Raw genomic sequence first — 26176 nt, forward strand, 5'->3', positions numbered from 1 at the left:
GTACCATATTGCACCATGAGCGAAACACCACAACGCTTTAAAGCAGGCGATTTTTACCTGGAGCTGCCCAAGGGCAGCTCTATCTCCGCCGACCCTGCTGCTGCGCCAGTCACAGCAGACAAGCCAGAAACACCCGAACCCCTGGAAGAAGCGCAATACGTCTATCGCCCTAATGATCCCTTCCAGGCATCGATAGACGAAGCCCGTGCGATCGCCAGTATCAGCAGCAGCCAAAAAAGCTGGGTCAAGAAAACCTGGTTTGCCCTGTTTGTAGTCGGGCCGCTTGTGTATGCAGAATTAATCGCGATAGGCTTGAGCATCAATGGTGACGTGAAGAATCCAGGCCTTGCCTTCCTGATTTCCAACGCTCTCATCATGCCGGTCTGGCTGATCTATTACACGATCTGGCGCAGGAAGGTGAAGTCTTGAAGCCTTGAAGCCGCATAGGCTCAGGCCGCAAGGCAAGCTCAGGCTGGATGCCCGTTGCTGACGCGTATGCAATTGCGCCCCTGAGACTTGGCGTAATACAGTGCCTTGTCGGCGGCTTGTATCAATTCCAATGGTTGATTGTTTTCCCTGACGGGGACAAAGGCATCTATGCCAGCGCTGATGGTGACTACGCCGGTGGCATTGCCTGAGTGCTTCAGTTCCAGCTGGTAAATTGCCTGTCTGATGCTTTCAGCGACCTTCATGGCACCGGCTACATCGGTGCCTGGCAATAAAACGACCATTTCTTCACCGCCATACCGTGCGCTCAAGTCCCCTGGTCTGTGTTTGCCGGCGGCCACTACTTTACTGATCGCGCGCAGGCATTCGTCACCGGCGGCATGGCCGTAGATGTCGTTATATTGTTTGAAGCAATCGACATCGATCATGATCAAAGCCAGGGAGCTGGCGTTGCGCATGGCACGGCTGAATTCATCTTTGAGGGCGATATCAAACTGACGCCGGTTGGCAAGGCCGGTCAGGCCATCTTGCATGGCGAGTTTTTCCAGCGTCTGATTTAATTGTTCGAGAGAGTTGCGTGCCCTGACCAGCTCGGCCTCTGCCTGTACACGCAATGCTATTTGCCGTATCAGGCGCGAGCCTATAAATGCCAGCACGATGACCAGGCAGCCTACGCCTATGGCGTGAATAATGGCGTTAGATTTCCAGTCCGCCAAGACTTCATCGCGTGACAGGGCGGCAGAAACCACCAGTGGGTATTCGTCGAGTTGACGGTAACTATTGATGCGTACGACACCGTCCTGAGCAGAAGTAAATGTCTTGGTCGCAGCCCTGGCCTGGGGAAGATACTCACGGAACAAGGGGAACTGCGAGATATCTTTGCCCAAGGTTTTTTCTTCAAACGGACGCCGTAATAAAATGATGCCTTGGTTGAGTGCAACAAAAATCGCGCCAGAATCACCTATTTCAAATTGCTCATAAAATTTCTTGAAATAACTCATCTTTACCGTGGCCAGCACGACACCGCCAAAACTGCCATCACTTTTGTTAAAGCGGCGGGACACCGTGATAATCCATTCACCAGTCGATTTGCTTTTGATCGGCGGGCCTATATGGACACCGCGATCGGTGTGGTCGCGGTGATAGATAAAGTATTCGCGGTCTGAATTGTTGGCGCCTTTTTTTAAATCAGGCTGGGAGTTGACGACCCAGTTGCCTGCCTGGTCATATACAAAAATACCGTGTAACTGCGGCAATTCTTCTACCCGTTTGACGACCAGGGCATGAAAACGCTGCAGATGGGATTCCGACAATCCTTCGACTTCCAGCCGCTCAACCAGGCCAACCAGAACAGTGTCTGCCCCTTTTATGGTGTCGTAGGCATGCTGGCCTATGGACCGGGCGAGATTGTAGGTTGCCCTCTCGGTTTCTGCCAACTGCACTTCACGGGCCTTCCAGGTGACCCAGACCTGTATCAGTATCAAAGACATGCAGACCAGAACGACGAAACCTATTGCCAGGGTAGTGATGGGCAATTTTTTGGGGGCTGGGGCCTGGGTGGGGCGCTCGGTATTTATGGCTGTCATGGTGGTCATGAAGGGGCACCTTCCATCATTGTTTAAGGCTACCTGCAATAAGTGACAAGAGCCTCACATTATCTTAATCGGCAAAATCAGTGAGAAATAGGTAATTATTATAGAGCTTGATTATAGAACTTGATTATAGAGCGCATTAGCAATCAGATATGATCTTCTTCAATTCTGTGCCGTGACCCCCTTTGTTTTTGCCAGCAAGCCTATTCCTGCATTGCATGCTATCAGCATGCTATTACTTGTGCCGCGATTGTTATTTTTTGTAACGCAGCAAAAGAATTACTCCATTCTTATCTCTATTTTTGAGTCAATTTCGGCCATTTTCTCCTATGACAGCAGCATATTTATCTGCTGCTGCAATCAATTTTCATGCTGCCCTGCAAAAATTTTTAAACTGGTATAAACTGTTGACTAGTCAATGAATATTGTTGCTGCCATGAATCCCGAAATACAAAATTCAGAGTTTTTTGCTCATCAGGTTGAAGAAAGCGTGGGTTACTTGCTTGCCCGTTCCCGCACCATGTTGTCACGTGCCATTGATGAATCCCTGCGCCGCCTGGATATTACCCATGCTCAAGGCAGTGTATTCATGATGTTGTCCATGGGGAGCTGCCATACCGCGGCTGACCTGGCGCGCGAGTTGTTTATTGATTCTGCCGCTATGAAACGCACGCTGGACAAACTTGAAAGCAAAGGCTACGTGCAGCGCATCGTCGATGAGAATGACAAGCGCCTGTTCAAGTTGGCGCTAACAGTCAGCGGCAAGGAACTGGCGGCGCAATTGCCAGCTGTTTATTCCGAAGTGCTGGATGTGGGCTTTACCGGATTTGCTCCTGAAGAAATCAATTTCCTCAAGTATCTCTTGCGTAAATTGCTGTTGAACAGGCCGATTCTTGAAGCCTGGATGGAAAAGAATAATTGATTGCTCAGGCAAGCAATCTTAGCTCCAATCTTAGCTCCACTTTATAGCTTCATTGTAGATTTAAAGACTTTTAATTGTAGTCATCGTTTTTTAGTGAACGTCCATATGAAAAAATCACTTTTCAAACCAGCCAAAGCCGCAGCCAGCCTGCGTTTGCTGCTCAGTGCATCTGCATTGTGCTTGCTGTCGGCTTGCGTCAGTTTTCAAGGTATACAAAGCCAGGCGCAACTTAAGACACTGACGGCGCAAGCAGGGGCCTTCCCTGACCAGGGCGGTAATGCTGCCTGGCCTGATTTGCAATGGGCGACAGGTATAGGCGGTGCAGAATTGCAGTCTCTGATAGACCGCGCTCTGGAAAATCACCCCAGTCTGCAGGCTGCCGCCGCACGTTTACAGGCGGCACAGGCCGCCACTGCCGCCGTGGGTGCCAATGCATTGCCATCGGCAAATCTGAGTGTCGATAGTACTTACCAGCGCTTTACCGAGCATGGCCTGGTGCCGCCACCACTGGCTGGTACTTACAATACAAATAACCAGATCAGTTTCAATGCTACTTATGAACTCGATTTCTGGGGCAAGCACAGTGCTGAAATGCGTGGCGCATTGTCACAGGAAAAAGTGGCGGAAGCCGAAGCGCAAAGCGTGCGCCTGATGCTCAGCAATGCCATCGCCCGTGCCTGGTTGCAACTGGCACGTCAAAACGCACAACTGGAACTTAGCAAGCAGCAACTGGCAGTGCGTGAGCAGTTTGACAGCCTGACGCAACAACGTGTCAAAGCCGGTCTCGATACCAAAGTAGAGGTGCAGCAAAACCTGGTGCAATTGTCTGGCCTTAAAAATGAACTCGCCCAATGGCAAGAGGCAATGGCGCTGACGCGTAACCAGATCGCCGCCTTGCAAGGCCTGGGGCCAGAAGAAGGCAGGCTGATCGCCACACCAAAATTCCAGCCTGTGGCAGATACGGCATTGCCGGGTAATTTGCCGCTGGAATTGCTGGGCCGCCGTCCAGATATCGTCTCTGCCCGCTGGCGTGTAGAAGCAGGGCAAAGTGATGTCGATGTCGCCAAGACCCAGTTTTATCCCAACATCAATATCGTTGGCTTCGTGGGTTTGTCCAGCCTGGGTCTGTCCAACCTGGCCAATAGTGGCAGCGGCATCATAGGTGCAGGCCCGGCCATACGCTTGCCGATATTTGAAGGTGGCCGCCTGCGTGCGCAATTAAAAGGCAAGGTCGCGGCCTATGATGTGGCCGTGGCGACCTACAACCAGAGCCTGACGGATGCCCTGCATGAAGTGGCAGACCAGGTGCAGATACTGCAAGCCAGCCAGTCGCAATTGGTTGAGCAGCAAGCTGCCGAGCAAGCATCCCGCGTTGGCCTGCAACTGGCACAGCAAAGACAAAAAGCAGGCACTGCCAACAAACTGCCTGTGCTGGCTGCTGAAAGTGCCGTGCTGTCACAGCAAAAGCTCTCACTGGAACTGGCCGTGCGTCATACCGAAGCGCGCATCAACCTGATCAAGGCGCTGGGTGGCGGCTATGAAAGCAAGAACCTGCCTGCTGCCAGCACCAATCAAACCATCATTCAATCCCAAGTTAAAAACACACCGGAGGCTGCGTTATGAACGCCCCAGATCAAAACAAACCTGTCAACGTAGCTCCTCAAGCTGAAATCGCACCAGAAAAAAATGGCAAGCGCCGTGTACTGCTGATCATCATTACCCTCATCGTCTTGGTGGCAATTACTGCCTATACATTCTGGTGGTATACAGTAGGCCGCAATTTTGAACATACTGAAGATGCCTATGCTGCTGGCAATGTCGTGCAAGTGACATCGCAAGTTGCCGGTACTGTAGTTGCCATTCATGCCGATGATACTGATGTGGTGCAAGCTGGCAAGCCCCTGGTAGAACTCGACAAAACGGATGCCAAGGTAGCTGTTGATCAGGCTGAGGCCCAGTTGGCACAGACTGTGCGCGAAGTACGCGTGTTGTTTGCCAATAACGGCAGTCTGCAAGCCAATGTCAGCCTGCGCAGCAGCGAAGTCGAAAGAGCCAAGTCTGACCTGGCGCGCCGTACCCAGTTGCTGAGCACAGGCGCAGTCTCTGCTGAAGAACTGGAACATGCCCGCAATGCCGTCAAGAGTGCAGAAGCTGCCCTGCAAGCGGCCAATGAACAACTGACATCCAACCGCACGCTGACAGAAAACACCACTGTCACCCAGCACCCGAATGTCTTGCGTGCCGCTGCCCGTGTGCGTGAAACTTTGCTGGCACTGAGCCGCACCAGCCTGCCGGCACCGATGAATGGATTTGTCGCCAAACGTGCCGTGCAAGTGGGTCAGCGCATTGCGCCAGGTTCACCTTTGCTGTCCATCGTGCCTTTGAATACCTTGTGGGTTGATGCCAATTTCAAGGAAGTGCAGCTCGCCCATATGCGTATAGGCCAGGATGTGGAATTGCATTCTGATCTGTTTGGCAGTGACGTCACTTACCACGGCAAAGTGCTTGGCATGTCGGCAGGTACGGGTTCTGCCTTTGCCTTGCTGCCAGCACAAAATGCCAGCGGTAACTGGATCAAAGTGGTACAGCGTGTGCCGGTACGTATCAGCCTCGATCCTAAAGAACTGGAAGCGCATCCGCTGCGCATAGGTGTCTCCATGCAGGTACAGGTCAATATCTCGCAACAGCAAGGCGCACCGGTAACTGCGGCTGCCCGCACGGCACCTGCTTACCAGACTGCGGTGTTTGAACAAAACGGTAAAGATGCTGACCAGCGCATTGCCGAGATTATCGCGGCGAATTTGCCGGGTACTAAGGATCACAAAGACGATCACAAAGACGACCATAAAGAAAATCACAGCGCTGCAGTTAAATCTACAGGCAAGGGTGCGTAATGAGCGCGCCACGTCCTCAGGCACCGCATCCACCACTGAAAGGTGGGCAGTTGGCAATGGGCACGCTGGCCCTGTCGCTGGCGGTGTTCATGAATGTGCTGGATTCATCGATTGCCAACGTATCGATACCGGCGATCTCGGGTAATCTCGGCGTCTCGCCACAGCAAGGTACCTGGGTCATCACCTCGTTTGCGGTGGCAAATGCGATTTCCGTGCCGCTGACGGGTTGGCTGACGACGCACTTTGGTCAGGTCAGGTTGTTCCTGTCATCCATCCTGCTGTTCGTCATTTCATCGTGGCTGTGTGGTATGGCACCGAATATCGAGATTTTGATTGCTGCGCGTATTTTGCAGGGTGCAGTTGCTGGCCCGATGATCCCGTTGTCACAGGCCTTGTTGCTGGGCAGTTATCCGCCCGCTAAAAGCTCGATGGCGCTGGCGCTATGGGGGATGACCACTCTCGTCGCGCCTATCATGGGTCCTTTGCTGGGTGGCTGGATATCGGATAATTATTCCTGGCCCTGGATTTTTTATATCAACATCCCGGTAGGTTTGTTTACTGCCTGGGCCACCTGGTCCATCTACCGCAAACGCGAATCTGCCATCAAGAGTCTGCCTATCGACAAGGTCGGTTTGTTCTTGCTGGTGATCTGGGTCGGTGCCTTGCAAATCATGCTCGACAAGGGTAAGGAGCTGGACTGGTTCAATTCTGGCGAGATTGTCCTGTTGACGGTGATTGCTGTGATAGGCCTGATTTATTTTGTCGTGTGGGAGCTGGGGCAAGACCATCCCGTGGTTGATCTGTCGCTGTTCAAGGGTCGTAATTTCAGTGCCGGGGTGGTGGCGATTTCGATAGGTTATGGCCTGTTCTTTGGTAGCCTGGTCATCATGCCGTTATGGTTGCAGACGCAGTTGGCTTACACCGCGACTGAGGCGGGCAAGGTCATGGCACCAGTCGGCATCTTTGCGATTATTCTGTCACCCATCATAGGCAAGATATTGCCCAAAGTGGATGCCAGAAAGGTTGCGTCTGCTGCCTTTATGGGGTTTGCGGTAGTGTTCTTCCTGCGCTCGCGTTTCAATACCGAGGTGGATACTTATACCCTGCTGATCCCTACCTTGATACAGGGTGCAGCGATGTCGATGTTCTTCATCCCATTGACGTCGATCATCCTGTCAGGCCAGCCACCGGATAAGATCCCGGCAGCATCGGGCCTGTCGAACTTCGTGCGTATCATGTGCGGTGGCATGGGCGCCTCCATCATGACCACCATCTGGGATAGCCGCAGTACCCTGCACCATGCCCAGATCGCCGAGAACACCGGCAGCAGCTTCCCGACCTTTGTGCAAACCGTGCAAGGCCTGATGCAGCAAGGCATACCAGAACAAGGTGCCTACGCCATCATCGACCGCACCATCAGCGTACAGGCCAGCACCATGGCTGCGACGGATATTTTCTGGATGTCGGCCTATATGTTCATCGGTCTCATCGGTCTGGTGTGGTTGACCAAACCAAAAAAATCGGCGGTACCTGTGGATGCGGGTGGGGCGCATTAGACTTGGTGCTGAGATGACAAAAAAGGCTTGCAGGTATAAACCTGCAAGCCTTTTTCTTTATGATGCCTGTCACAGCTCAGCGAGGAAGGTATATCAGGGCAATTCAGGTATTGCGTGGCTGGAATCTATCGTTTCTACCGCAAGCCTTAATCCCATTGCCTTAAGTATGGCAGACAAGCTGCTTAATACAGGGTTTCCATCCGGCGATAACGTACGATAAAGCTGGGTTGTACTCAAATGTGCTGTTTCAGCCACTGCTGGTACGCCACCAAAAGCCTTGGTCATTTGCCTTAAGGTGATAAGCAGTTCACCCTGATCGCCATCCTCAAGTATGCTATTGAGCAATTGCACCGCATATGCCGGGTCATTTTGAAATAGTTCGGCCATTGCCTCGTCATGGTTTTTATCCTTCATCACCTATTCTCCTCTGCCAATCTTGCCAATAATCGCAGGCTTTGGCTATATCCTTGTCTTGCGTATCTTTGTCGCCGCCACATAAGAGCAAAACAATTTCCTTGCCCGAAATTGCATAATAAACTCGATATCCTGCACCAACGTCTATGCGTAACTCCCAAATACCATCCCGACAAAATTTGTGATCACCAAAGTTGCCAAGCTCAATCCGGTTAATGCGACGATCTATGGCAATTCTTGCTTTAACATCACGCAGCTTGCGAACCCAGTCAAAGTAAACGTCTTTATTGTCCGAGCTTAAATAGTGTTTGATATCGTACATAATCAAGTTTCGTTTATAAACGAATTTATGTCAAGTTGAACGATTTGCATAAATTCATGCAGCTTCGCCTTGGGTTTGATTGCCTTGATGTGGCTAAAACTTGTTGATCACAATTTCGCCAACTTTTTCTTTCTTGTTGATGTTTGTTCTTGGCTCAGGGTGCGTGGTAGTGATTTTGACGATGCTGACCGTTGCCTTGTAGGGGATGGGATTTTCATCGCACTGAAAGTGGCGGCGTGCTTTGTCCCGGTCTGCTTCTGGCAGGCCCTGCATGCTTACACAAGGATTTGTCAGTGCAGCTATCAATTGAGGGAGTTGTCCCTTGTTGACATATTCTTCTGCCACTTGAACTTCACCACATTCAAGTCTTAATGCTTGCAAAGTCCACACACTGCAATTGGGTGACAAATTCAAAGTTGCTGAAACTTGAGGGGAATTGGCAATCACCACCAGTTGCCTGCTGATGTTGTTGGTGCCTGACATGGCAGTCAGTTGCAACAGCAAAAAAATATAACAGATAGCAGCAGAAAATATGCCGAGTAACAAGGAGATAGGTATAGCCCTCTTTTTAAACTGTTCTGCTCCTGGAGATTTAAGTGGCAAGTTGAGCCCTGTGTTTTGCTTGATTGTTTTTTTCATGGTTGTTGATTTTATACTGATTCAATCCCTGGATTGATCGGGAGCCAAACATTTTCCAAAAAAGTAAACTTGAATAATGACAGTTTAACTGTTATAAAGTACTGTATGAATACTTCTTCTGATAAAAAAGACAGCAGCTATCTGCTCCCTGAACTCTGTTTGATGGCAGAGATGTCAGTACGCACTGTGCGTTACTACATGCAGATAGGTCTGGTCAGCAAGCCTGAAGGCGGGACGCGGGCGGCGCGTTATGGAGCGCAGCATCTCGAACAATTGTTGCTGATCAAGAAGTGGGGTTCTGCGGGAGTATCACTGGAGCGCATACGTGAATTGTTGCATGGCGCACCTGCCCCGCTGGAAGTAAAACCGCAGCAAATCGGGTCAATTTCTGTCTGTACACATTTGACGGTAGCGCAGGGGGTGGAGATGGTGATCGATGCCGGCAAAGCAGGCTGGACCCCGGAGCAGCTCAGGGAATTCGTCAGGCAGGCTATCGAATTGGCAGAGCGTATGAAAAACAGCCAGGACGCATGACAGCACGCATAACAGTATGCATTAATGCGAATGGCTAGCAGAGAGAGGATGAATATGTTTAACCAAAATACAGCCACAATACAATCCAGCCTGGGGCAGGCAATGGCCTTGACCAAGGTCAGTGCGATGGGTGTCATACAAGGCATGCTGCTGGACATGCAGCTTACACAAAGCTTTATCAATCCATCGGACAAAGAACATGTTGAGGTCTTATATACCTTTCCTTTGCCTGTGGATGCAGTTTTGCTGGATATAGAAGTCCAGCTGGATGGCAGGAAATTATCTGGCGCTGTCGTACCCAGGAAAAAGGCTGAAATCGATTATGAAGAAGCCATCTCTGAAGGCAATACAGCTTTCATGCTGCAAGAAAATGGTGACCGCAGTTATAGCCTCAGCATAGGCAATCTGGCGCCGGGTGAAGCGTGCACGCTGAGCATGCATTACGCACAAAGCCTGCGCTTTGCCGAGATGGATGGCATGAATGCCTTGCGCATTTGTGTACCAACAGTGATTGCGCCACGCTATGAAATGACGGAGGCGGTCGCGGCCAAAAAGCAAAACCTGTTTGAGCGCTTGACGACTCCCAGGCATGACATACGCATCGAGTATCCGTTTGAGATCAGCTTGCGCCTGGCGGCTGAAGTGGCGGGTGCGCGTATTGCCTCGCCCAGCCATCCCATCAGCGTCATGCCTGGCGATGGCGGCACGATCGTCAGCCTGTCACGCAAGGGTAATCTCGACCGTGATTTTGTGCTGTGCCTGGATCAGTTCAGTCAGCAGGCTTTCAGTGTTCTTGGACGGGACTATCATCAGCCTGAACATGTCGCTTTGCTGGCCAGTTTTTGCCCGCAAATTGCGGCTGCTGACATGACTGATGTGGCCGTCAAGCTGCTGGTTGATTGCTCAGGTTCCATGAATGGCGACAGCATACAGGCTGCACGCACGGCCCTGAGAGAGATAGTCGAACAACTCAGTGCCGGGGATCATGTTTCCCTGTCACGCTTTGGCAGTGAAGTGCAGCACCGTTCACCAGCGATGTGGAAGTTTGCCAAACCCAGCAAGGCAGCAGCATTGCGTTGGGTAGATGAGCTTCATGCCAATCTTGGTGGTACCGAGATGGCATTGGCGCTGGAATCTACCTTTGCCATACAGAGCAGCGGGCGCAGCGATGTGCTGATGATTACTGATGGAGAAATCGACAGCGTCGATAGCCTCATCAGCAGCGCCCGCGCTGCCGGGCAAAGGGTGTTTATTGTTGGCATAGGTTCCAGCCCGGCAGAAGTGCATCTGGAACGTCTGGCCAGGGCCAGTGGTGGTTCTTGTGAATATGTGGCGCCGGGCGAAGATGTGGCACCCGCCATCCTGCGCATGTTCATGAAATTGCGCTCGCCAGTCTGGCAGGATATTCGCATCGACACCGGCTTTGCCAGCCAACCACTGTGGTCCACGGCTATGCCTGCAAGTGTCTTCAAAGGCGAAACCCTGAACATGTTTTACCTCTTGCCAGAAAAACCTCAGGGTCAGATGAAGCTGTTTGGTCGCTTGTCAGGGCAGGTTGAAGAAGTCGAATTGGGCAGCCTTGCATTGACAGCGGACTTGCAGGCTGATACCAGTTTGTCACGCGTGGCTGCGGCGACTTATTTGTCCGGTATGCAAGGCATGACTGAGCAGCTATCGGTCGTGCAGGAACTGGCGGTGCAATATCAATTGATCTGCACAGAAACCAGCTTCCTGATCGTCGAGGAAAGAGCAGAAGATGAGAAGCCACTGGATATGCCTGCCCTGATGGAGGTAGCGCATATGTTGGCGGCAGGTTGGGGTGGGCTGGGGGCTATCGCGGGCGGTGTTTGCTCCGCGCCGGTCATGGCTGCGCCCGCTGCCGCCGGTGGTGCGGCCTATTCCTTGTCCTCGCAGGCGGCACCTGTGCCTGCCGCGCCGGATCTGCGCAGCAGGCTGGCGGCCTGGAAATTGTCCAAACTTGCCGCTCTGGATATGGCTGATGAACCGGGTGAACGTTCCATGGACGCCAGTAATCTGCCATCGCCTGCTGCAAAATGGTCGGTACTTGATGCAGAGGCAATGCAAGCGTTTTTTGAATACGCCAACGCTGTTGGGGCGGACAGGATAATCTGCCGTGACATGCATTATCAGGGGCTGACACCGCTGGGCCTGACACTCTTGCTCAGATACTTCGACGAGCAATTGTGGCCAGACAGTTTTGCCGGGCTCAGACAGATACAACTGGGTGAAGCTGTCATTGAATGGCTGGAATTGGCAATCTGGGAAGACTGCAAAGACCAGCTCAGCCCACTGCAAGTCATCAAACTCTTTTTCAGCATCATGGCTGAGCCAGAAATGCTGGAGCGCCTGCTGCCATCGCAAGAGCAGAGAGCAGGGTTGCAGGCTAGTGAAAGAACAAGCGCTGATACTGCGCAATTGCTCAGTGTGTCAGCAGATCCTGCTGCCAGCGCCAGGCTGGAAACCCAGTTACGTAATGCCGTGCGTGAGCTGGATGCCGTGACTTGGTCGGAGTCTATCTTTTTGATGGATATGGAAGGGTAATTAGTGCCAGTATCGGACAGGGGCGAGGAATAGTTTAATGCCTCGCCTCTTTCTTGAGTCAGTACTTTAACTGATGTGAATGTGTTGCAAGCATCAGGAACGAATAATCACTCAGGTCTGGCTGATCCAGTCCTCAATACCAAGTGCATTATTAGGTATCAGGGAAAAGGCTTTATCATGGCTTATCAGACGGGCTTTCACTGCAATGGCATGGGCTGCAATCATCATGTCGAGCGCGCCAAGGACTATGCCGGATGCGGTGCAAGATGCCCGCAAGTCGGCATAGGTGATGGCGACCGAACTATCCCAGGCTAGTATTTCTACGCGCAAAAGAAACTCATTGACCAGATTGCTTAAGGCTGCCGGATTACCTTTGCGTGCCAGCCCATAACGTAGTTCTGCCTCGGTAACAACCGAGATCACGATACTGTCCATGGGGAGGGAGGCAAGGCGCTGACGGACTTCGGGGAAATTGCCTTTGATGATATAGCTTGCCATGTTGGTATCAAGCATGTAGCGCATATTGCTCAAAGCAAATCCCTTTCTTCTGCAGGCTTGTCGTCACGCTCAGACATGAAATCTGCCGGAATATCAACGCTGTCGGCCAGGGCGAAAAAATCTGTCCATGTCACAGGCTTGGGTGAGAGTATGACTTCACCCGTGTCAGGATTGCGGCGTATGAACACTTCCGTTCCCTGGAAGCGGAATTCCAAAGGCAGTCTTACTGCCTGACTGCGGCCGGTAGTAAACAACTTTGCTGTAGATGACATTTGCTTCTCCTGTCATGGTATGTATCAAAAGTATATACCAATTTTTCATATTCGATGATGATATATATCAATGATATGTATCGTGATTTTTCTACGGATAGTGCCGGGACCGATGCCCGGTGGCGAGCCGTCATCCGCCCGGCTTCGCTCATTGACTTGCTTACTGATTCGCTTACTGATGCAGCATAAATCTCCCAGCTAGGCTAATATCCCTGCCTTGAGCCGTGATTTTGGATTTATGTGAGTGGGTATTTATGAATAAGAAGTTTATTGGCCTGGCAGTAGCGCTGGGTTTGCTGTTTGCGGGTTTGGGTATATACGCGGGCAACCGCCAAACCACGCCCAAGCCACCTGCCGACAAGTCGGTCGCGCAATTGATGGCGCAGCAGTTCAAGGATAGCGAAGGCAAACCGCAATTGATGGCGGAATGGCAGGGTAAGTTCCTGGTCGTGAATTTCTGGGCGACCTGGTGTGCGCCTTGCGTGCAAGAGATGCCTGAGTTGTCTGCCATGCAAGATGGATTCAAAGGCAAATCCATACAGATTTTGGGCCTGGGTATAGATAGTCCGACAAATATTGCTGATTTTGCAAAAAAATATAAAATCAGTTATCCCTTGTTTTCTACGGGCATGGAAGGTTCTGAGTTATCGCGCCAATTAGGTAATACCGGTGGCGGCTTGCCCTTTACCGTATTGATTAATGCAGAAGGCAAGGTCGTAAAATCTTATCTTGGTCGCCTGAAAATGGATGAATTGCATACCGATATTGCCAAATATTCTTTGGAAAAATAAAAGACGCGTCGTTTTTCCTTGCCAATCTGCGTCGATTAGCGGCAAAATGCGGCCATCTTCGTCAAATTGTAAGTGACTATGGCGCGCAAACTATTGCTGCTGAATGGCCCCAATCTGAACTTGCTCGGCACCCGCGAGCCCGCTACCTATGGCGCTAATACCCTGGCCGAGATAGAGGCTGCAGCGCAGGAGCAGGCAAAAACAGCTGGCGCAGAGTTGTCATTTTTTCAAAGTAATCATGAAGGCGCATTAATTGACCGCATCCATGCTGCCCGCAATGAGCAAGTCGATGCTATTATCATCAACCCGGGCGGCCTGACGCATACCAGTGTTGCCCTGAGGGATGCACTCGCAGGCGTGGCGATCCCGTTTATTGAAGTACATATATCGAATGTACATCAAAGAGAAGCCTTCAGACATCATTCATATTTGTCTGCAATTGCCAAAGGCGTCATCTGCGGCCTCGGTACTGAAGGTTACCGTCTGGCGATTGACTTTTCCCTGAAAAATATTTAAATTCTCGCATCTTCGCGTAATTTGCTGATAAAGCCAGCTTATTTCGTATATAATCCAAACTTCGGCGGCAATTGTAGAGCTGTTTTTGTGCTCAGTATTGTGCGTCCCAATTAATTCAGAACCACTTTTTTCAAGGGGATTCCACATGGATTTAAGAAAACTCAAGACCCTGATCGACCTTGTAGCAGAATCAGATATCGCTGAACTCGAAGTAACTGAAGGTGAAGGCAAAGTCCGCATCGTCAAATCTTCTGCGATGCCGCAAAACCAGGTAGTCATGATGCAACCCCAGCACCAGATGATGCCTGCAGCTGCTCCAGCCGCAGCCGCTCCTGTTGCAGCAGCACCAGTGGTGCCAGATGGTCATATTGTTAAATCTCCTATGGTCGGTACTTTCTACCGCTCTGCTTCCCCAGGTGCCGCTCCTTTTGCTGATATCGGCAAGAGCGTCAATGCTGGCGACACCCTTTGCATTATCGAAGCAATGAAATTGCTGAATGAAATCGAAAGCGATTTCACCGGCACGATCAAACAGATTCTGGTTGAAAATGGTCAGCCTGTTGAATACGGCCAGCCGCTGTTCGTGATTGGCTGATCCAGGCGCGCGTGCGCGAACTGAAGTCCGCTGCCCGTGTTGAGGGCAATCATACCGGACAGGTTTTCTGCTCACGCAATTGCAACCATTGCCACCGCAAAGTTAAATCATGTTTGAAAAAATTCTTATCGCCAATCGTGGTGAAATCGCGCTACGTATCCAGCGCGCCTGCCGCGAGATGGGTATCAAAACCGTGGTCGTGCACTCTGAGGCTGACCGCGAAGCAAAATATGTGAAGCTGGCCGACGAATCTGTTTGCATAGGCCCGGCTCCGTCGAATTTAAGTTACCTGAGCATGCCAGCCATTATCAGCGCCGCTGAAGTGACTGATGCTCAGGCTATCCACCCCGGTTATGGTTTTTTGTCTGAAAATGCCGACTTTGCTGAACGTGTAGAGCAATCCGGTTTTGTTTTCATCGGCCCGCGTGCAGAATCCATCCGCTTGATGGGTGACAAGGTATCTGCCAAGCACGCCATGATCAAGGCTGGTGTGCCCTGTGTGCCAGGCTCTGAAGGCGCATTGCCGGACGACCCTAAAGTCATCGTGCAAACAGCCCGCAAGGTTGGTTATCCCGTCATCATCAAGGCCGCTGGCGGCGGTGGTGGACGTGGCATGCGCGTAGTGCATACTGAGGCGGCTTTGCTCAATGCAGTCACCATGACCAAGTCAGAGGCTGGTGCAGCATTTGGTAATCCAGAAGTGTATATGGAAAAGTTTCTGGAAGACCCACGTCACGTGGAAATCCAGATCCTGGCTGACCAGCATGGCAATGCCATCTGGCTCGGTGAGCGTGATTGCTCCATGCAGCGCCGCCATCAAAAAGTCATCGAAGAAGCACCGGCACCAGGCATACCACGCAAGATCATCGAAAAAATCGGTGACCGCTGCGCTGCCGCCTGCCGCAAGATAGGTTATCGTGGCGCTGGTACCTTTGAATTCTTGTACGAAAACGGCGAATTCTATTTCATAGAAATGAATACCCGCGTGCAGGTTGAGCATCCAGTGACAGAAATGATTACTGGTGTTGATATCGTACAAGAACAAATCCGCATCGCCTTCAATGAAAAGCTGCGCTTCAAGCAAACCGATATCATGCTCAAGGGCCATGCCATTGAGTGCCGTATCAATGCCGAAGACCCGTTCAAGTTCATCCCTTCGCCAGGTCGCATCACCTCTTGGCATACACCGGGTGGCCCTGGCATACGGGTGGATTCGCATGCCTACGCAGGTTATTTCGTGCCGCCGAATTATGATTCCATGATAGGCAAGGTCATCGCCTACGGTGAAACCCGCGAACAGGCGATCCGCCGCATGCAGATCGCTTTGTCAGAGATGGTGGTAGAAGGCATACAAACCAACATCCCCCTGCACCGCGAACTGATGATAGATGCACGCTTTATTGAGGGTGGTACGAATATTCACTACCTTGAGCATAAGCTTGCAGATATGCCGGAGTTGTCGAAGAAAAGTAAGTAAGAGCTTAAGACCTCTCAACACGGAGACACAGAGGGTGCCGAGGAAGGCGTTAGAGCGTAGGTTGGGCTACGCTTTACCAGCCCAACACTCGGCGTTTGAATAACGCATACGTTTGTTGAGGCTCAGCAATGTAGGTTGGGCTACGCATCACCAGCCCAACACTCAGCATCCGATTCTGTGTAAACGTTAATCGAAGGCCCAGTGTTGGGCTGGTAAACCGTAGCCCAACCTACGGGATAGGCGGGATGTAAAAATTCCGTCAAAAAGAAGCACAGAGAAAACACAAGTTTTTCCCTGTGCTTTTGGCTTTGTTATGGAGCCTCTGTGGTAAGCTTTTTGCTATTGAGATTTTTAACGCACGAAGTTAAACAAACACAGCATATTCATCTTTATGTGCGTAGCGTCGATGAGTGATTTTTTCTCTTGATTTTCTCTGTGCATCTCTGTGCCCCCTCTGTGGTGTAGCAGGGGTTTCGAACGGCATGCCGTTCGCCTGCGAAACGAAGGCAGCATGCAGGCTGCCTTTCCTTGCTCTGTGCTGAGCCTTTGGGTCTTGAAGTACCTTGAAGTTTCTGGAAGTAATAACGCTGTATATAGAACGTAAGAAAGTAGCAATATGGGCTGGATAGAAATAGTCATAGAAGTAGCGCGTGAGCAGGCTGAGGCTTTGTCGGACGCTTTGATGGATGCGGGGGCCTTGTCGGTGTCCGTGGAAGATGCCGATGAAGGTACGGATGCTGAACGTCCGCTGTTCGGTGAGCCAGGCATGGAGCCTGATGAAGCCGCCTGGGACCGCAGCCGCGTGGTTGCACTCGCTGATATCGACGCCGATCACGCAGAACTGGTGGCTGAAGCTGCCGCTGCGATTGGCCTGACTGTCGTGCCAGCCTACATCACCCGTAATGTCGAAGAGCAAGACTGGGTGCGCCTGACGCAATCGCAGTTTGCCCCTATTCATATCGGCAAGAATATCTGGGTTGTGCCTAGCTGGCATGACGCGCCTGATCCTGATGCCCTGATCCTGGAGCTTGATCCTGGTCTCGCCTTTGGTACTGGCAGTCACCCCACCACTAAGCTGTGCATGGAATGGCTGGAAGCGCATGCACCCAAGGACTTGTCTGTACTCGATTATGGCTGTGGTTCTGGCATCCTGGCCATGGTCGCCAGCAAGCTGGGTGCCGCCAGCGTCATTGGTGTCGATATTGACCCGCAAGCAATTGAGTCTGCGAATTTCAATGCTGAGCGCAATAACTGCCAGATTGAATATGCGCTGCCAGAAGGTTTTGGTGCCGCTCATCCGGCATCACAGAAATTTGATGTGGTCGTGGCAAATATCTTGTCCAGCCCCCTGAAGTTGATGGCACCGATGCTGGCTGGCCGTGTAGCCCCTGGCGGCTCGCTGATACTCTCGGGCGTACTGGCAAGGCAGGCCGAAGAAGTCGCAGCAGCATACGAACCTTTCATCAAGCTCACCGTCTGGGCTGAGCATGAAGGCTGGGTCGCGTTGTCAGGCTCTTTGGCTAACTGAGGCGACTATGGCACTGGCGACCCGCTGCCCCCACTGTCAGACTGCCTTCAAGGTAGCCAATGATCAGTTGAAATTGCATGCGGGCCTGGTGCGTTGCGGCTCATGCCAGCAAACTTTTAATGCGGTAGAAAATCTGTTACCTGGCGATGGGCAAAAACCTGTACCGGCACCGGTACCCTCTCCAACGTCTGCCAGACCAGCAAGTATTGCGAGTGTCCCAACTCAGGCGACACCGATGGTAGCAACAGCAACTGTCGCTACCGTGCCAGCGGCGGCTAGTGCCGCACCAGTCACACCAGTAGCACCAGCCACACCGGCAGCACCTGACAAACCTGTTGCACCTGACAAACCTGTTGCACCTGTCAGGCCGCAAGTCAGTGCAGCGGTGCCAGCGCCAGCAGCAAAACCAGTCACGTCTGCCTCGGCAAGCGAAGTTGTGGCAGAAAGCAAGCCAGAACCCAAGCCGGAACTCAAGCAGGACGCCAAGCCACTACCGGCAGAACATCTGTCGTTCCTGATAGAACCTGAGCCCAATTTCGAGCAGACGCGTATAGTGCCGCCGTCTCCCGTCACTCCTGTGGGCCGCTTCTTTCCGCCCGATGCGCTGCCGCAAGAAGACATGCTCTTGTCAGACAGCCTGGTGCCACCAGAAAGGCCCGCAGCTGTCGGCAAGCCAGCAAGCAGCGCTACTGCCAGGCCCGCAACAAAAGTGCTGGCCGCCATCAGCAAGGCCGAGCTGGAATTTGAGGCAGAAGCTTTTGACATGCCCAGGGATATTCCTCCGGCAGCCAGGCCCGCCGTGCTTACTCCTGCCGCTGTTACTCCCGCTGCGCTTACTCCCGCCGCTGTTACTGTTGTTACTCCAGTCAGCACGACACCCACCACCGCAGAGACGCAAAAGCTTGAACCTGTGCTGGACCCGCTCAGCCAGTTCAAGGCTGACCCTGAACCGGCAGGTTTAAAAAAAGAACCTGTCATTACTAGCTCATCTGCTCTTGATTTTGACCTCGGTGATGGTGGCTTCCTGTTGCCATCTGAAGAAGTGCAGGACGCTGATTTGTCCCGCATGGAACTGGAAACCCGCGCCGCTCTGATGGACCCACCAACTGCCGACTGGTCAGTCAGCGAAGGTGCAGAAGAAGCGGCCGACGCTAAAGAAAAACTGCCAGAATTCCCGGCCACTGAAATAGCCGATGCACATGCTGCCAGCAAAGTTTGGCGCCACAAAGACCACGCTGATGTAGCCGCACCAGATGATGCTGTGTCCATCAATGATGAGGTTGCGACGGCTGCCACTGGCAATACTGTTGATGGCATACAGGGTGAAGCCTATATAGGCGAGGCCGAAGCCGCGCTCGCGCAGCAGGCTGCTGCCAATGAAGACTCCAGCAGTGATCCTGAAGAAGAGCCGGCCAAACCCAATTTTGTGATCCAGGCAGAAAAACAGCGTTCCCGCAAACGCATGGCCAACATCATGCTGGGCCTGATGGTTGGCTTGCTGTTGCCTTTGTTGCTGGGCCAGTCTGCCTATATCTTCCGTAACCAGCTCGCTGCACGTGTGCCAGAAACCAAACCCTGGTTGCTGCAGGCATGCAAATACCTGAATTGCCAGGTGACTTTGCCTGCACAAATAGAAAAAATTGCCGTTGATTCAAATGAATTGCAAAACCTGGCACCAGAGCGCAATGTCTTCATGCTGGTCATGCAAATCCAGAACCAGAGCGACGTCGCGCAGACCTGGCCAAATATAGAGCTGGTCCTGAACGACATCAAAGACAAGCCCCTGTTGCAGCGCGCTTTTACCCCGGCAGACTATCTGACCGAAAAAGACAAACTGGCAAAAGGCTTTGCTGCTGGCGGCGAACAAAGCATCAAACTGTATTTTGAGTTACCTGTACTGAAACCGGCAGGCTTTCATGTCGGTGTGTTTTATCCTTGATGTCCTTGACACGGACAGACTGATAAAACCATACTCATCAAGACATCCTGATCCATATATTCGATACAGCAAAGCTGAAAAAATCTATTTGCATCTGATCACAGATAAACACTACACCCACGTTCAGCAATGCAAATCCATCAAGAAGCCGAAGTTTGGCTACCCACTGTCCCCCTTGTTGAATACCAGGAATGGACGAACGACTTAGACATCGATCCCTTGCCTGAGGCGCCCGCTACGGCCGCAGCTATTGCCAGCAAGTCTGAACAGCCGCGCATGCCAGACTGGTATCAACTCAGCTTCAGCGGCACTGGCAAAGAGTATTTTCGTATCTGGGTAGTCAATCTTTGCCTGAGTCTGGCAACGCTGGGCATTTATTCGGCCTGGGCCAAGGTCAGACGGCTGGAATATTTTGACCGCAATACCAGTCTCGCCGGTGCCAGTTTCAATTTTCATGGTGAGGCAAAAACCATCTTGCGTGGCCGTCTTGTTGCCGTGGTTTTACTGTTCTGTTATCACTATCTGTTCACCTTATCAAAGAACCTGGCATTGCTGTTTTTCGTCATATTCGTGCTGGGTTTGCCTTTCATGATGCGCAGCGCCTTGCGTTTTCGCTTGCATCAGACCAGTTACCGTGGCTTGCGTTTCCAGTTCCATGGCTCGGTACAGGATGCGTATGCGGCCTATGCGCCGGTTGCTCTCGTGATCCTCTTGCCTGGCTTGTTTGGTGCGCTGTTTCCTGAAGAAAGCTATATGGCATTCTTCGCTTTCGCCGGTTATCTTTTCTGGCCCTGGCTGCATGCCAGAATGCGTATCTACCAGCATGACAATATCAGCTACGGTAATTTGCGCGCCAGTTGCGACATGAAAAGCGGGGCCTTTAGCTGGAGTTATGTCGGGGTATTGCTGGCACTGTTTTGTTCTTTGATTGTCGGCATTTTTCTGAGTGGCATAGTTGCTGTCGTCATAGAAAAAAATGGTGGCAGCCTGTTGCAATACATCCGTAGTACCAAAGACGTTTTTTTCCTGGTCATGGGATTTCTCATGTTGTTGGCGGCAGTGCTGGCCGCAATCGGGTGCCTGAGCTATATACAGGCCGTGGCTTGGAATAAATCCTGGGACAACACCAGTTTCCCAGGTATAGACATAGACTCATCACTGCCATACTGGCCTTACTGGCGCTTGCAGGTAAAAAACTTTTTCTTCACCTTGTTCAGCCTTGGCTTGTACCGGCCATTTGCGGTCGTGGCGCTGTATCGCTTTCGCCTGGCGTATGTACGTCTAATGGCGGAAGAACTGGATCAGGTACAAGCCATCAGCAGAGCCGGGCAGACGCAAGCCACCGGTGACAGTTCTGCCGACATGTTTGGCTTTGATTTATCCTGGTAATTGACCCATGATTAAAGCCAATTATTTCGACCATCAACAGAGCCGGATACAGCCCATCCAGCTGGATTTGCAACAAGATATTGTGAATGTCATTTTTGATGGCAAGCAATATCCCGTCAGGAGAAAAAGATTGCAGGTGTCAGAGCCCTTTGAACATGCGCCCTGCATACTCAGTTTTTCAGACGGCAGCCATTGCGAAATCCATGACAGGGCAGACCAGCAAACCCTGCTGGATTTTCTTGATTACCGGCCCAGCCTCGTGCAGCGCTGGCAAAGACAATGGAAATGGGCACTGGCAGCAATCATCGTCATGGCGGCATTGCTGTTGGCAGCACGTGAATGGGGTGTGCCTTTGCTGGCTGACAAGATCGCTGCTCGCCTGCCTGGCAAGTATGAACAGGCCCTTGGCGACGAAGTCATGAAACTGCTGGACAAATCAGTGCTGAGCCGCAGCCATTTAAGTGATCAACGCATAGCCCAGGCCAAAGAAGCGATAGAGCGTGTCATGCCCGAACATGGGCGCATACCCATGCGGCTGGAAATCAGGAATGCCCCGAATATCGGTGCCAACGCCTTTGCCCTGCCAGGCGGCACCATAGTCGTTACCGACGCCATGATAGAGATGCTCAGTACCAATAAAGACCGTGGCTTGAGTCCGGCAGGGGCCGAAGAACTGGCGGGTGTGCTGGCGCATGAGATCGGCCACGTCGAAGGAAATCATGGCATGCGCCGCCTGGTGCGTGACGCCATGGTGACGGTGATTGCGGGCAGCCTGTTTTCTGATTTCAGTTCCGTCGTCAGCCTGGCGTCTGCCGGGGTCGTGAATATGGAATTTTCGCGTGAAATGGAAACCGAAGCCGACGACTATGCGATCAGGCGCATGAAGGAAACAGGCTTGTCACCCGCCCGCCTGGCAGATGCGCTGGAACGCATGGAAAAAATGCACAAGCGTGAAGCCGCACAAGAATCCACCACCAAGCGTATCACCCAATACATGTCCAGCCATCCGGCGACTGAAGACAGGGTGGCAAGGTTCAGGGCGGCAGCAAAATAGTGCGATTGAATCGCACCGAGCAAAAGCAACAGCAACAGCCTGCGCAGGGATGTGTAACAAAATTTTACAAAGTCATTGATCTTATGTTATTTTCCTGTGTCCTTGCCAAAAGTGCAGGGCAAAGCAGATAAATCCATAAGATCATAAAGACTGTCAGGCATGCAAATACAAACCGGGGCTGCAGCGATGTGGCCGCCTGCGGCAGATACCCAGCCCGCAACGACTATTCCAGATCATTATCCTGTAACAGTTGCCAGTACCGCAGTGACGAGCGGACAGCTGACTGAATACCATCTGTCATTCACTGGCACAGGCAAGGAATATTTCCGTATCTGGATCGTCAATCTCTGCCTGAGCATGGCGACTTTGGGTATTTATTCCGCGTGGGCAAAGGTAAGGCGGCTCAAGTATTTTGACCGTAATACACATTTGAACGGTGCCGTCTTTAATTTTCATGGTGATCCCAAAACCATATTCCGCGGCCGGGTTATCGCGGTGATACTGCTGTTTTGCTACCACTATCTGTTCACTTTTTCAAAAACGCTGGCACTGAGTTTGTTTGCAATCTTGTTGCTGGGGGTGCCGTGGATGATGCGCAGTGCCTTGCGGTTTCGTCTGCGCAATACCAGTTATTTTGGCTTGCGCTTGCAATTTCATGGCACGCTTGCCGGTGCTTACGCAACGTATTTGCCGGTTGCTCTGATTATCTTGTTGCCCGGTTTGCTTGGCGTTTTCTTTCCATATTATGTGGGTATTTTTGTTTTCACATTTATCCCTTATCTGAGCTGGCCCTGGTTGCATGCGCGCATGCGTATTTACCAGCACAAAGAACTGGCTTTTGGCGAATTGAGGAGTAGTTGCAGCCTCACCAAAGGAGCTTTTTTCTTATCCTATTTTATGTCCTGCCTGGCCTTGCTGATCTTTGTCATGATGATAGGCATGGGCAGCGCGGTCTTTTTTTCGTCGCTCAAAATGCACTCTCCTGCAGATTACCAACTTTTCATGGATACCTACGGTTGGCTTTTGTTTCCCTTAGGGTTTCTGGCAGTTTTGCTCGTTTATGCCAGCTTCCTCAGTTTCAGTACCTTGTTGCAAGTCAAAGTCTGGAACAAATCCTGGAATGCAACCCGCTTTCCCGGCATAGAAATAGATTCGCATTTGCCTTACAAAGCTTATTACTTGTTGCAGGTAAAAAATCTTATCCTGACCATGTTGACGCTGGGTCTGTACCGGCCTTTTGCGGTCGTGAATATTTATCGCTTCCGCTTGCAACACGTCAGTCTTAAAGCTGCTGGCTTTGAACAATTGCTGGCCGCTCAGCGTGCACAAGCTGCGCAAGAAGGACAAGCAGGCCAGATAGGTCAGGCCAGTGGTGACAGCACGGCAGACTTGTTTGGTTTTGATTTGTCCTGGTAGGATACATGTATATGATACAAGCGCATTATTTCGACCACCGTCAGGCCTTGCTGCACAAAGTCATTCTGTATTTTCAAACTACGGGCATCAGCCTGGCAGGTGAGGGTATAGACAGGCAGATAGACAAGAGTCAATTGCAACTGGAAGAAGCATTTAAAAATGCTCCTTGCATACTCAATTTTGCCGACGGCAGCCATTGTGAAATCCGTGACCAGGCTGACAAGCAAAGCCTGCTTGCACACCTTGGCTATCATCCATCCACGATAGAGCGCTGGCAGCACAAATGGCAGGCAGCCTTGCTGGCTGTCATCGTCATGGCCGGTATCGTGTTTTCAGCTTATAAATGGGGATTGCCCGTGTTGGCCGGCAAGGCCGCAGTTCTGGTTCCTGTCAGCTATGAACGTGCGCTGGGTGCCGAAGTGATGAATGTGCTGGACCAGACCATTTTCAAACCAAGCAAGCTCAGTGACAGCAGCATCGCGCGCGTAGAACAATTATTGCGCCGCCTGCGTCCCCAGGATACGCACGTGCCCATACATCTGGAAGTGCGCAATGCGCCGGAAATGGGGGCAAATGCCATCGCTTTGCCGGGCGGTACGATAGTCGTGACAGATCAACTGGTTACGCTACTCGTCGGTGATGCAGACAGGGAGTTGAACGGTTTTCTGGCCGAACAATTGTTTGGTGTGATGGCCCATGAGATCGGCCACATAGAGCAGCGTCACGGTATGCGCAGCCTGATCAGCCAGGGTTTCATGACAGTTGCCCTGGGCAGCCTGTTTGGTGATGTCAGCTCAGTTGCGGCTCTCGCGCCTGCGGCTTTAATCAGCAAAGAATATACACGTGCGATGGAAACCGAAGCAGATATCTACGCTATCGATCTTTTGACACAAAGACATATTTCACCTGGCCGGCTGGCTGACGCACTTGCTTTCATGAGTAGCCAAAACAGAAGAAGCAGTAAAGATGCTACGCCAAACTGGCTACGCTCAGTGTATGACTATACTGCCAGTCACCCTGCTACAGACGAGCGTATCGCACGCTTCAGAAAAGCGGCATTTGCGACTGAGTAAGGAGGCTGGCAAGAGTTTGGTCAACAACAATTAGTGATTACAGTTGTACGGTGCCAGAGCTTCGATCAACATATAGTCTTGCTTTTCATTTTCTTCATCGATCAGTGTCATGGTTTTGCCATCCTTGCTGAGAATGACAGGCTTGCCCTGTTTTGCCGGGCGGTCATTTTTATCCTGCAGTAGCAGGTGCCTGTCCTGTACCTTCCATGTACCGTCCAGGCCGCTGTAAGGTGCAGTACCCATGATACCGGCACTGCTTTGCATATTGCCATCCTTATCCAGGCGCAATATTTTCTGCGTGCTGGTACCTGTAAACACCCATTTACCCATCATCGCGCATGGCAAGCTGGAATCCAGGCGCTTATCTTTGGGTATGCTGATTCTCCAATGCGCGATGCCTATCACGGCAGCGATGAAAATTGCCGTGCCTATCGCCCACTTTAGCGGGCGGCCAGGTGGTGGGCATATATCCTCATTCAGGCTGGCGCGCTGTTTTGCAGACAGGCCAAGGATACTTGGCCGCAAGCCTGCATCCTTGAGCTGGCGATTGACTTCATCATTGATGGCTAGCAAGATAAAGGTGTTCACGAGCGGCACCATGGAACCGTAAGCGATGACCTTTCTCATGGTGTTGTTGAAGCCCATATTGGCGGCCAGTTTTAAATAACCGGCAAAGAACATGACTTCAACGGGCAGCAGGCAAAATGCAATCGTGAAAAAACCAATAACATCACTCTTCATGCTGATCACTACAAAATTCAGCACCACAGCATAAATCAGCTGCTTTTGACCATCAGCCAGTTCCGCAATACGGATATCGTCGTAGTTAACGATTTCAGGTTCAGGCTTGTCTGCCTCTTCTTTCTTTTTGCCCGTATTGTTATAGGCTATCCAGCGCTGCATTGCTTCGTCCGTGTCTACGGCCGCCGTAACCGTCGTCGTTGCTGCTGCTTGCTCCGGGTTTTCGTCGGGCACAGCCGCGCTTTGCTCTGCGGCGGTGCTGGTGATGTCGGCGCTTGGCTCCATGATGCAGACACAACCATATTGCGCCAGTGTAGCCACATAGTTTTGGGCGACAATCTGCGTCAGGTCTTTTTTCAGCACCAGGCCAGGTTGCGCGAGCATATCCGCAACTTGCACCGGAGTGCGCTTGAACAAGGGGGCCAGTTTGTCAGCTACAGCAGTGACAGTCAGGTCTTCTTTGATACCCTGTAGCACGATGCGATAGCGCTGTGGCCTGTGTATTACACCTTCCTGCTCATCAATCACGGTCAGCCCTAGCGTATTGCTAAATCGCAATATCTGCGTGATGACTTCTTCATGTCTCTGCGAAATGCCGACAACGCCCATGTCGCTAACAAAATTATTGATCAGCGGACCATCAGACCACGGGCAGGCATCCATGGCGTCGCCATCTGTGCAACTGGACAGGCAGGGGAACAGGCGCGTAATGGCATCATGAAATTTGACCAGCACTGGTAGTGCCGCCGCGTCACTGCTGTAATAGCTTTCCCGCTTGTCGTTCAACCAGGTGTAGGTTTCTGCATCGCTGGCCGGTGTCTGGGCAGCGAGAATCGTCAGCGTGTAACTCATGGCGGGCAGAAAATGAAAAACGCTATTGTATTTCAGCTACCCCTGAAGGAGGGTATTTAGTGGGGGAGTAGTGCGATATCGCTGCAGGAGCAAGTACAGAATTAAGCGGGACTGCTGTGCGCCATCCCGCTTTACTGTTTATTTCCGTGTCGC

General features: G+C 51.7%; 24 protein-coding genes. 17 read left to right on the plus strand and 7 right to left on the minus strand.

The window, feature by feature from the left end:
• Positions 1-15: 15 nt before the first annotated feature.
• Complete coding sequence (locus ACO0LI_RS14720) at positions 16-429, plus strand: hypothetical protein (protein ID WP_423033239.1); 414 nt, start codon at positions 16-18, stop codon at positions 427-429.
• Between the two features lie 38 nt (positions 430-467).
• On the opposite strand, the gene ACO0LI_RS14725 is transcribed toward ACO0LI_RS14720, so the two are convergent.
• Positions 468-2042: a sensor domain-containing diguanylate cyclase gene (locus ACO0LI_RS14725; RefSeq protein WP_423033241.1), complete on the minus strand. Its 1575-nt coding sequence runs from the start codon at positions 2040-2042 to the stop codon at positions 468-470.
• Between the two features lie 433 nt (positions 2043-2475).
• Here ACO0LI_RS14725 and ACO0LI_RS14730 point away from each other — a divergent pair, with 433 nt between their 5' ends.
• The 4 genes from ACO0LI_RS14730 to ACO0LI_RS14745 all read left to right on the plus strand — a co-directional run bounded on the left by ACO0LI_RS14730 (position 2476) and on the right by ACO0LI_RS14745 (position 7411).
• Positions 2476-2961, plus strand: coding sequence for a MarR family winged helix-turn-helix transcriptional regulator (locus tag ACO0LI_RS14730; RefSeq protein ID WP_422950900.1), 486 nt, complete (start codon positions 2476-2478; stop codon positions 2959-2961).
• Positions 2962-3066: 105 nt separating this feature from the next.
• A complete protein-coding gene (locus ACO0LI_RS14735; RefSeq protein WP_423033243.1) occupies positions 3067-4584 on the plus strand; it encodes an efflux transporter outer membrane subunit in 1518 nt (505 codons plus the stop codon).
• Positions 4581-5855 (plus strand): HlyD family efflux transporter periplasmic adaptor subunit, encoded by a 1275-nt coding sequence (locus ACO0LI_RS14740; RefSeq protein ID WP_423033245.1) that lies wholly within the window; start codon positions 4581-4583, stop codon positions 5853-5855. The genes ACO0LI_RS14735 and ACO0LI_RS14740 overlap by 4 nt, the downstream gene beginning before the upstream one ends.
• Positions 5855-7411 carry a DHA2 family efflux MFS transporter permease subunit gene (locus ACO0LI_RS14745; RefSeq protein WP_423033247.1) on the plus strand — a complete coding sequence of 519 codons (1557 nt, stop codon included), beginning with the start codon at positions 5855-5857 and terminating at the stop codon, positions 7409-7411. The genes ACO0LI_RS14740 and ACO0LI_RS14745 overlap by 1 nt, the downstream gene beginning before the upstream one ends.
• A 93-nt stretch (positions 7412-7504) precedes the next feature.
• Here ACO0LI_RS14745 and ACO0LI_RS14750 read toward each other — a convergent pair whose 3' ends face one another.
• The 3 genes from ACO0LI_RS14750 to ACO0LI_RS14760 all read right to left on the minus strand — a co-directional run bounded on the left by ACO0LI_RS14750 (position 7505) and on the right by ACO0LI_RS14760 (position 8786).
• A complete protein-coding gene (locus ACO0LI_RS14750) occupies positions 7505-7825 on the minus strand; it encodes a DNA-binding protein (protein ID WP_422950904.1) in 321 nt (106 codons plus the stop codon).
• On the minus strand, positions 7815-8147 hold the full coding sequence (locus ACO0LI_RS14755; RefSeq protein WP_423033249.1) for a type II toxin-antitoxin system RelE/ParE family toxin: 333 nt from the start codon (positions 8145-8147) through the stop codon (positions 7815-7817). The genes ACO0LI_RS14750 and ACO0LI_RS14755 overlap by 11 nt, the downstream gene beginning before the upstream one ends.
• A 93-nt stretch (positions 8148-8240) precedes the next feature.
• On the minus strand, positions 8241-8786 hold the full coding sequence (locus ACO0LI_RS14760; protein ID WP_423033251.1) for a hypothetical protein: 546 nt from the start codon (positions 8784-8786) through the stop codon (positions 8241-8243).
• A 105-nt stretch (positions 8787-8891) separates the two neighbouring features.
• Here ACO0LI_RS14760 and ACO0LI_RS14765 point away from each other — a divergent pair, with 105 nt between their 5' ends.
• Positions 8892-9320 (plus strand): MerR family transcriptional regulator, encoded by a 429-nt coding sequence (locus tag ACO0LI_RS14765; protein WP_423033253.1) that lies wholly within the window; start codon positions 8892-8894, stop codon positions 9318-9320.
• Positions 9321-9374: 54 nt separating this feature from the next.
• Positions 9375-11882, plus strand: coding sequence for a VIT and vWA domain-containing protein (locus tag ACO0LI_RS14770; protein ID WP_423033255.1), 2508 nt, complete (start codon positions 9375-9377; stop codon positions 11880-11882).
• A 111-nt stretch (positions 11883-11993) separates the two neighbouring features.
• Here ACO0LI_RS14770 and ACO0LI_RS14775 read toward each other — a convergent pair whose 3' ends face one another.
• Positions 11994-12404, minus strand: coding sequence for a type II toxin-antitoxin system VapC family toxin (locus ACO0LI_RS14775; protein WP_423033297.1), 411 nt, complete (start codon positions 12402-12404; stop codon positions 11994-11996).
• A 5-nt stretch (positions 12405-12409) separates the two neighbouring features.
• Positions 12410-12652, minus strand: a complete 243-nt coding sequence (locus ACO0LI_RS14780; protein ID WP_422950909.1) for an antitoxin — start codon at positions 12650-12652, stop codon at positions 12410-12412.
• A gap of 254 nt (positions 12653-12906) precedes the next feature.
• Between ACO0LI_RS14780 and ACO0LI_RS14785 the strand changes: the two genes are divergently transcribed.
• From ACO0LI_RS14785 to ACO0LI_RS14830, 10 genes are all read left to right on the plus strand, one after another.
• Positions 12907-13443 carry a redoxin family protein gene (locus ACO0LI_RS14785; protein ID WP_423033257.1) on the plus strand — a complete coding sequence of 179 codons (537 nt, stop codon included), beginning with the start codon at positions 12907-12909 and terminating at the stop codon, positions 13441-13443.
• A gap of 78 nt (positions 13444-13521) precedes the next feature.
• Positions 13522-13959: a type II 3-dehydroquinate dehydratase gene (gene aroQ / locus ACO0LI_RS14790; protein WP_422950911.1), complete on the plus strand. Its 438-nt coding sequence runs from the start codon at positions 13522-13524 to the stop codon at positions 13957-13959.
• 145 nt (positions 13960-14104) lie between these two features.
• Complete coding sequence (gene accB, locus ACO0LI_RS14795; RefSeq protein ID WP_423033259.1) at positions 14105-14554, plus strand: acetyl-CoA carboxylase biotin carboxyl carrier protein; 450 nt, start codon at positions 14105-14107, stop codon at positions 14552-14554.
• A 109-nt stretch (positions 14555-14663) separates the two neighbouring features.
• Complete coding sequence (gene accC / locus ACO0LI_RS14800; protein WP_422950913.1) at positions 14664-16031, plus strand: acetyl-CoA carboxylase biotin carboxylase subunit; 1368 nt, start codon at positions 14664-14666, stop codon at positions 16029-16031.
• Between the two features lie 616 nt (positions 16032-16647).
• Positions 16648-17559 (plus strand): 50S ribosomal protein L11 methyltransferase, encoded by a 912-nt coding sequence (gene prmA, locus ACO0LI_RS14805; RefSeq protein WP_422950914.1) that lies wholly within the window; start codon positions 16648-16650, stop codon positions 17557-17559.
• A 7-nt stretch (positions 17560-17566) separates the two neighbouring features.
• Positions 17567-19498 (plus strand): DUF3426 domain-containing protein, encoded by a 1932-nt coding sequence (locus ACO0LI_RS14810; RefSeq protein WP_423033261.1) that lies wholly within the window; start codon positions 17567-17569, stop codon positions 19496-19498.
• Positions 19499-19627: 129 nt separating this feature from the next.
• Complete coding sequence (locus tag ACO0LI_RS14815; RefSeq protein ID WP_422950916.1) at positions 19628-20887, plus strand: YjgN family protein; 1260 nt, start codon at positions 19628-19630, stop codon at positions 20885-20887.
• A 7-nt stretch (positions 20888-20894) separates the two neighbouring features.
• The gene (locus ACO0LI_RS14820; RefSeq protein ID WP_423033263.1) at positions 20895-21941 is read left to right on the plus strand and encodes a M48 family metallopeptidase; all 1047 of its coding nucleotides are present in this window, start codon (positions 20895-20897) and stop codon (positions 21939-21941) included.
• Between the two features lie 159 nt (positions 21942-22100).
• The gene (locus ACO0LI_RS14825; protein WP_422950918.1) at positions 22101-23357 is read left to right on the plus strand and encodes a YjgN family protein; all 1257 of its coding nucleotides are present in this window, start codon (positions 22101-22103) and stop codon (positions 23355-23357) included.
• A gap of 11 nt (positions 23358-23368) precedes the next feature.
• Entirely contained in the window at positions 23369-24430 is a 1062-nt protein-coding gene (locus ACO0LI_RS14830; protein ID WP_423033265.1) for a M48 family metallopeptidase, read from the plus strand.
• 30 nt (positions 24431-24460) lie between these two features.
• Here the strand turns inward: ACO0LI_RS14830 and ACO0LI_RS14835 are convergent, their stop codons facing one another.
• Positions 24461-26023: a hypothetical protein gene (locus ACO0LI_RS14835; protein WP_423033267.1), complete on the minus strand. Its 1563-nt coding sequence runs from the start codon at positions 26021-26023 to the stop codon at positions 24461-24463.
• Positions 26024-26176: the final 153 nt, after the last annotated feature.

The organism is Undibacterium sp. Tian12W (assembly GCF_049339405.1).
Classification (GTDB): domain Bacteria; phylum Pseudomonadota; class Gammaproteobacteria; order Burkholderiales; family Burkholderiaceae_D; genus Undibacterium.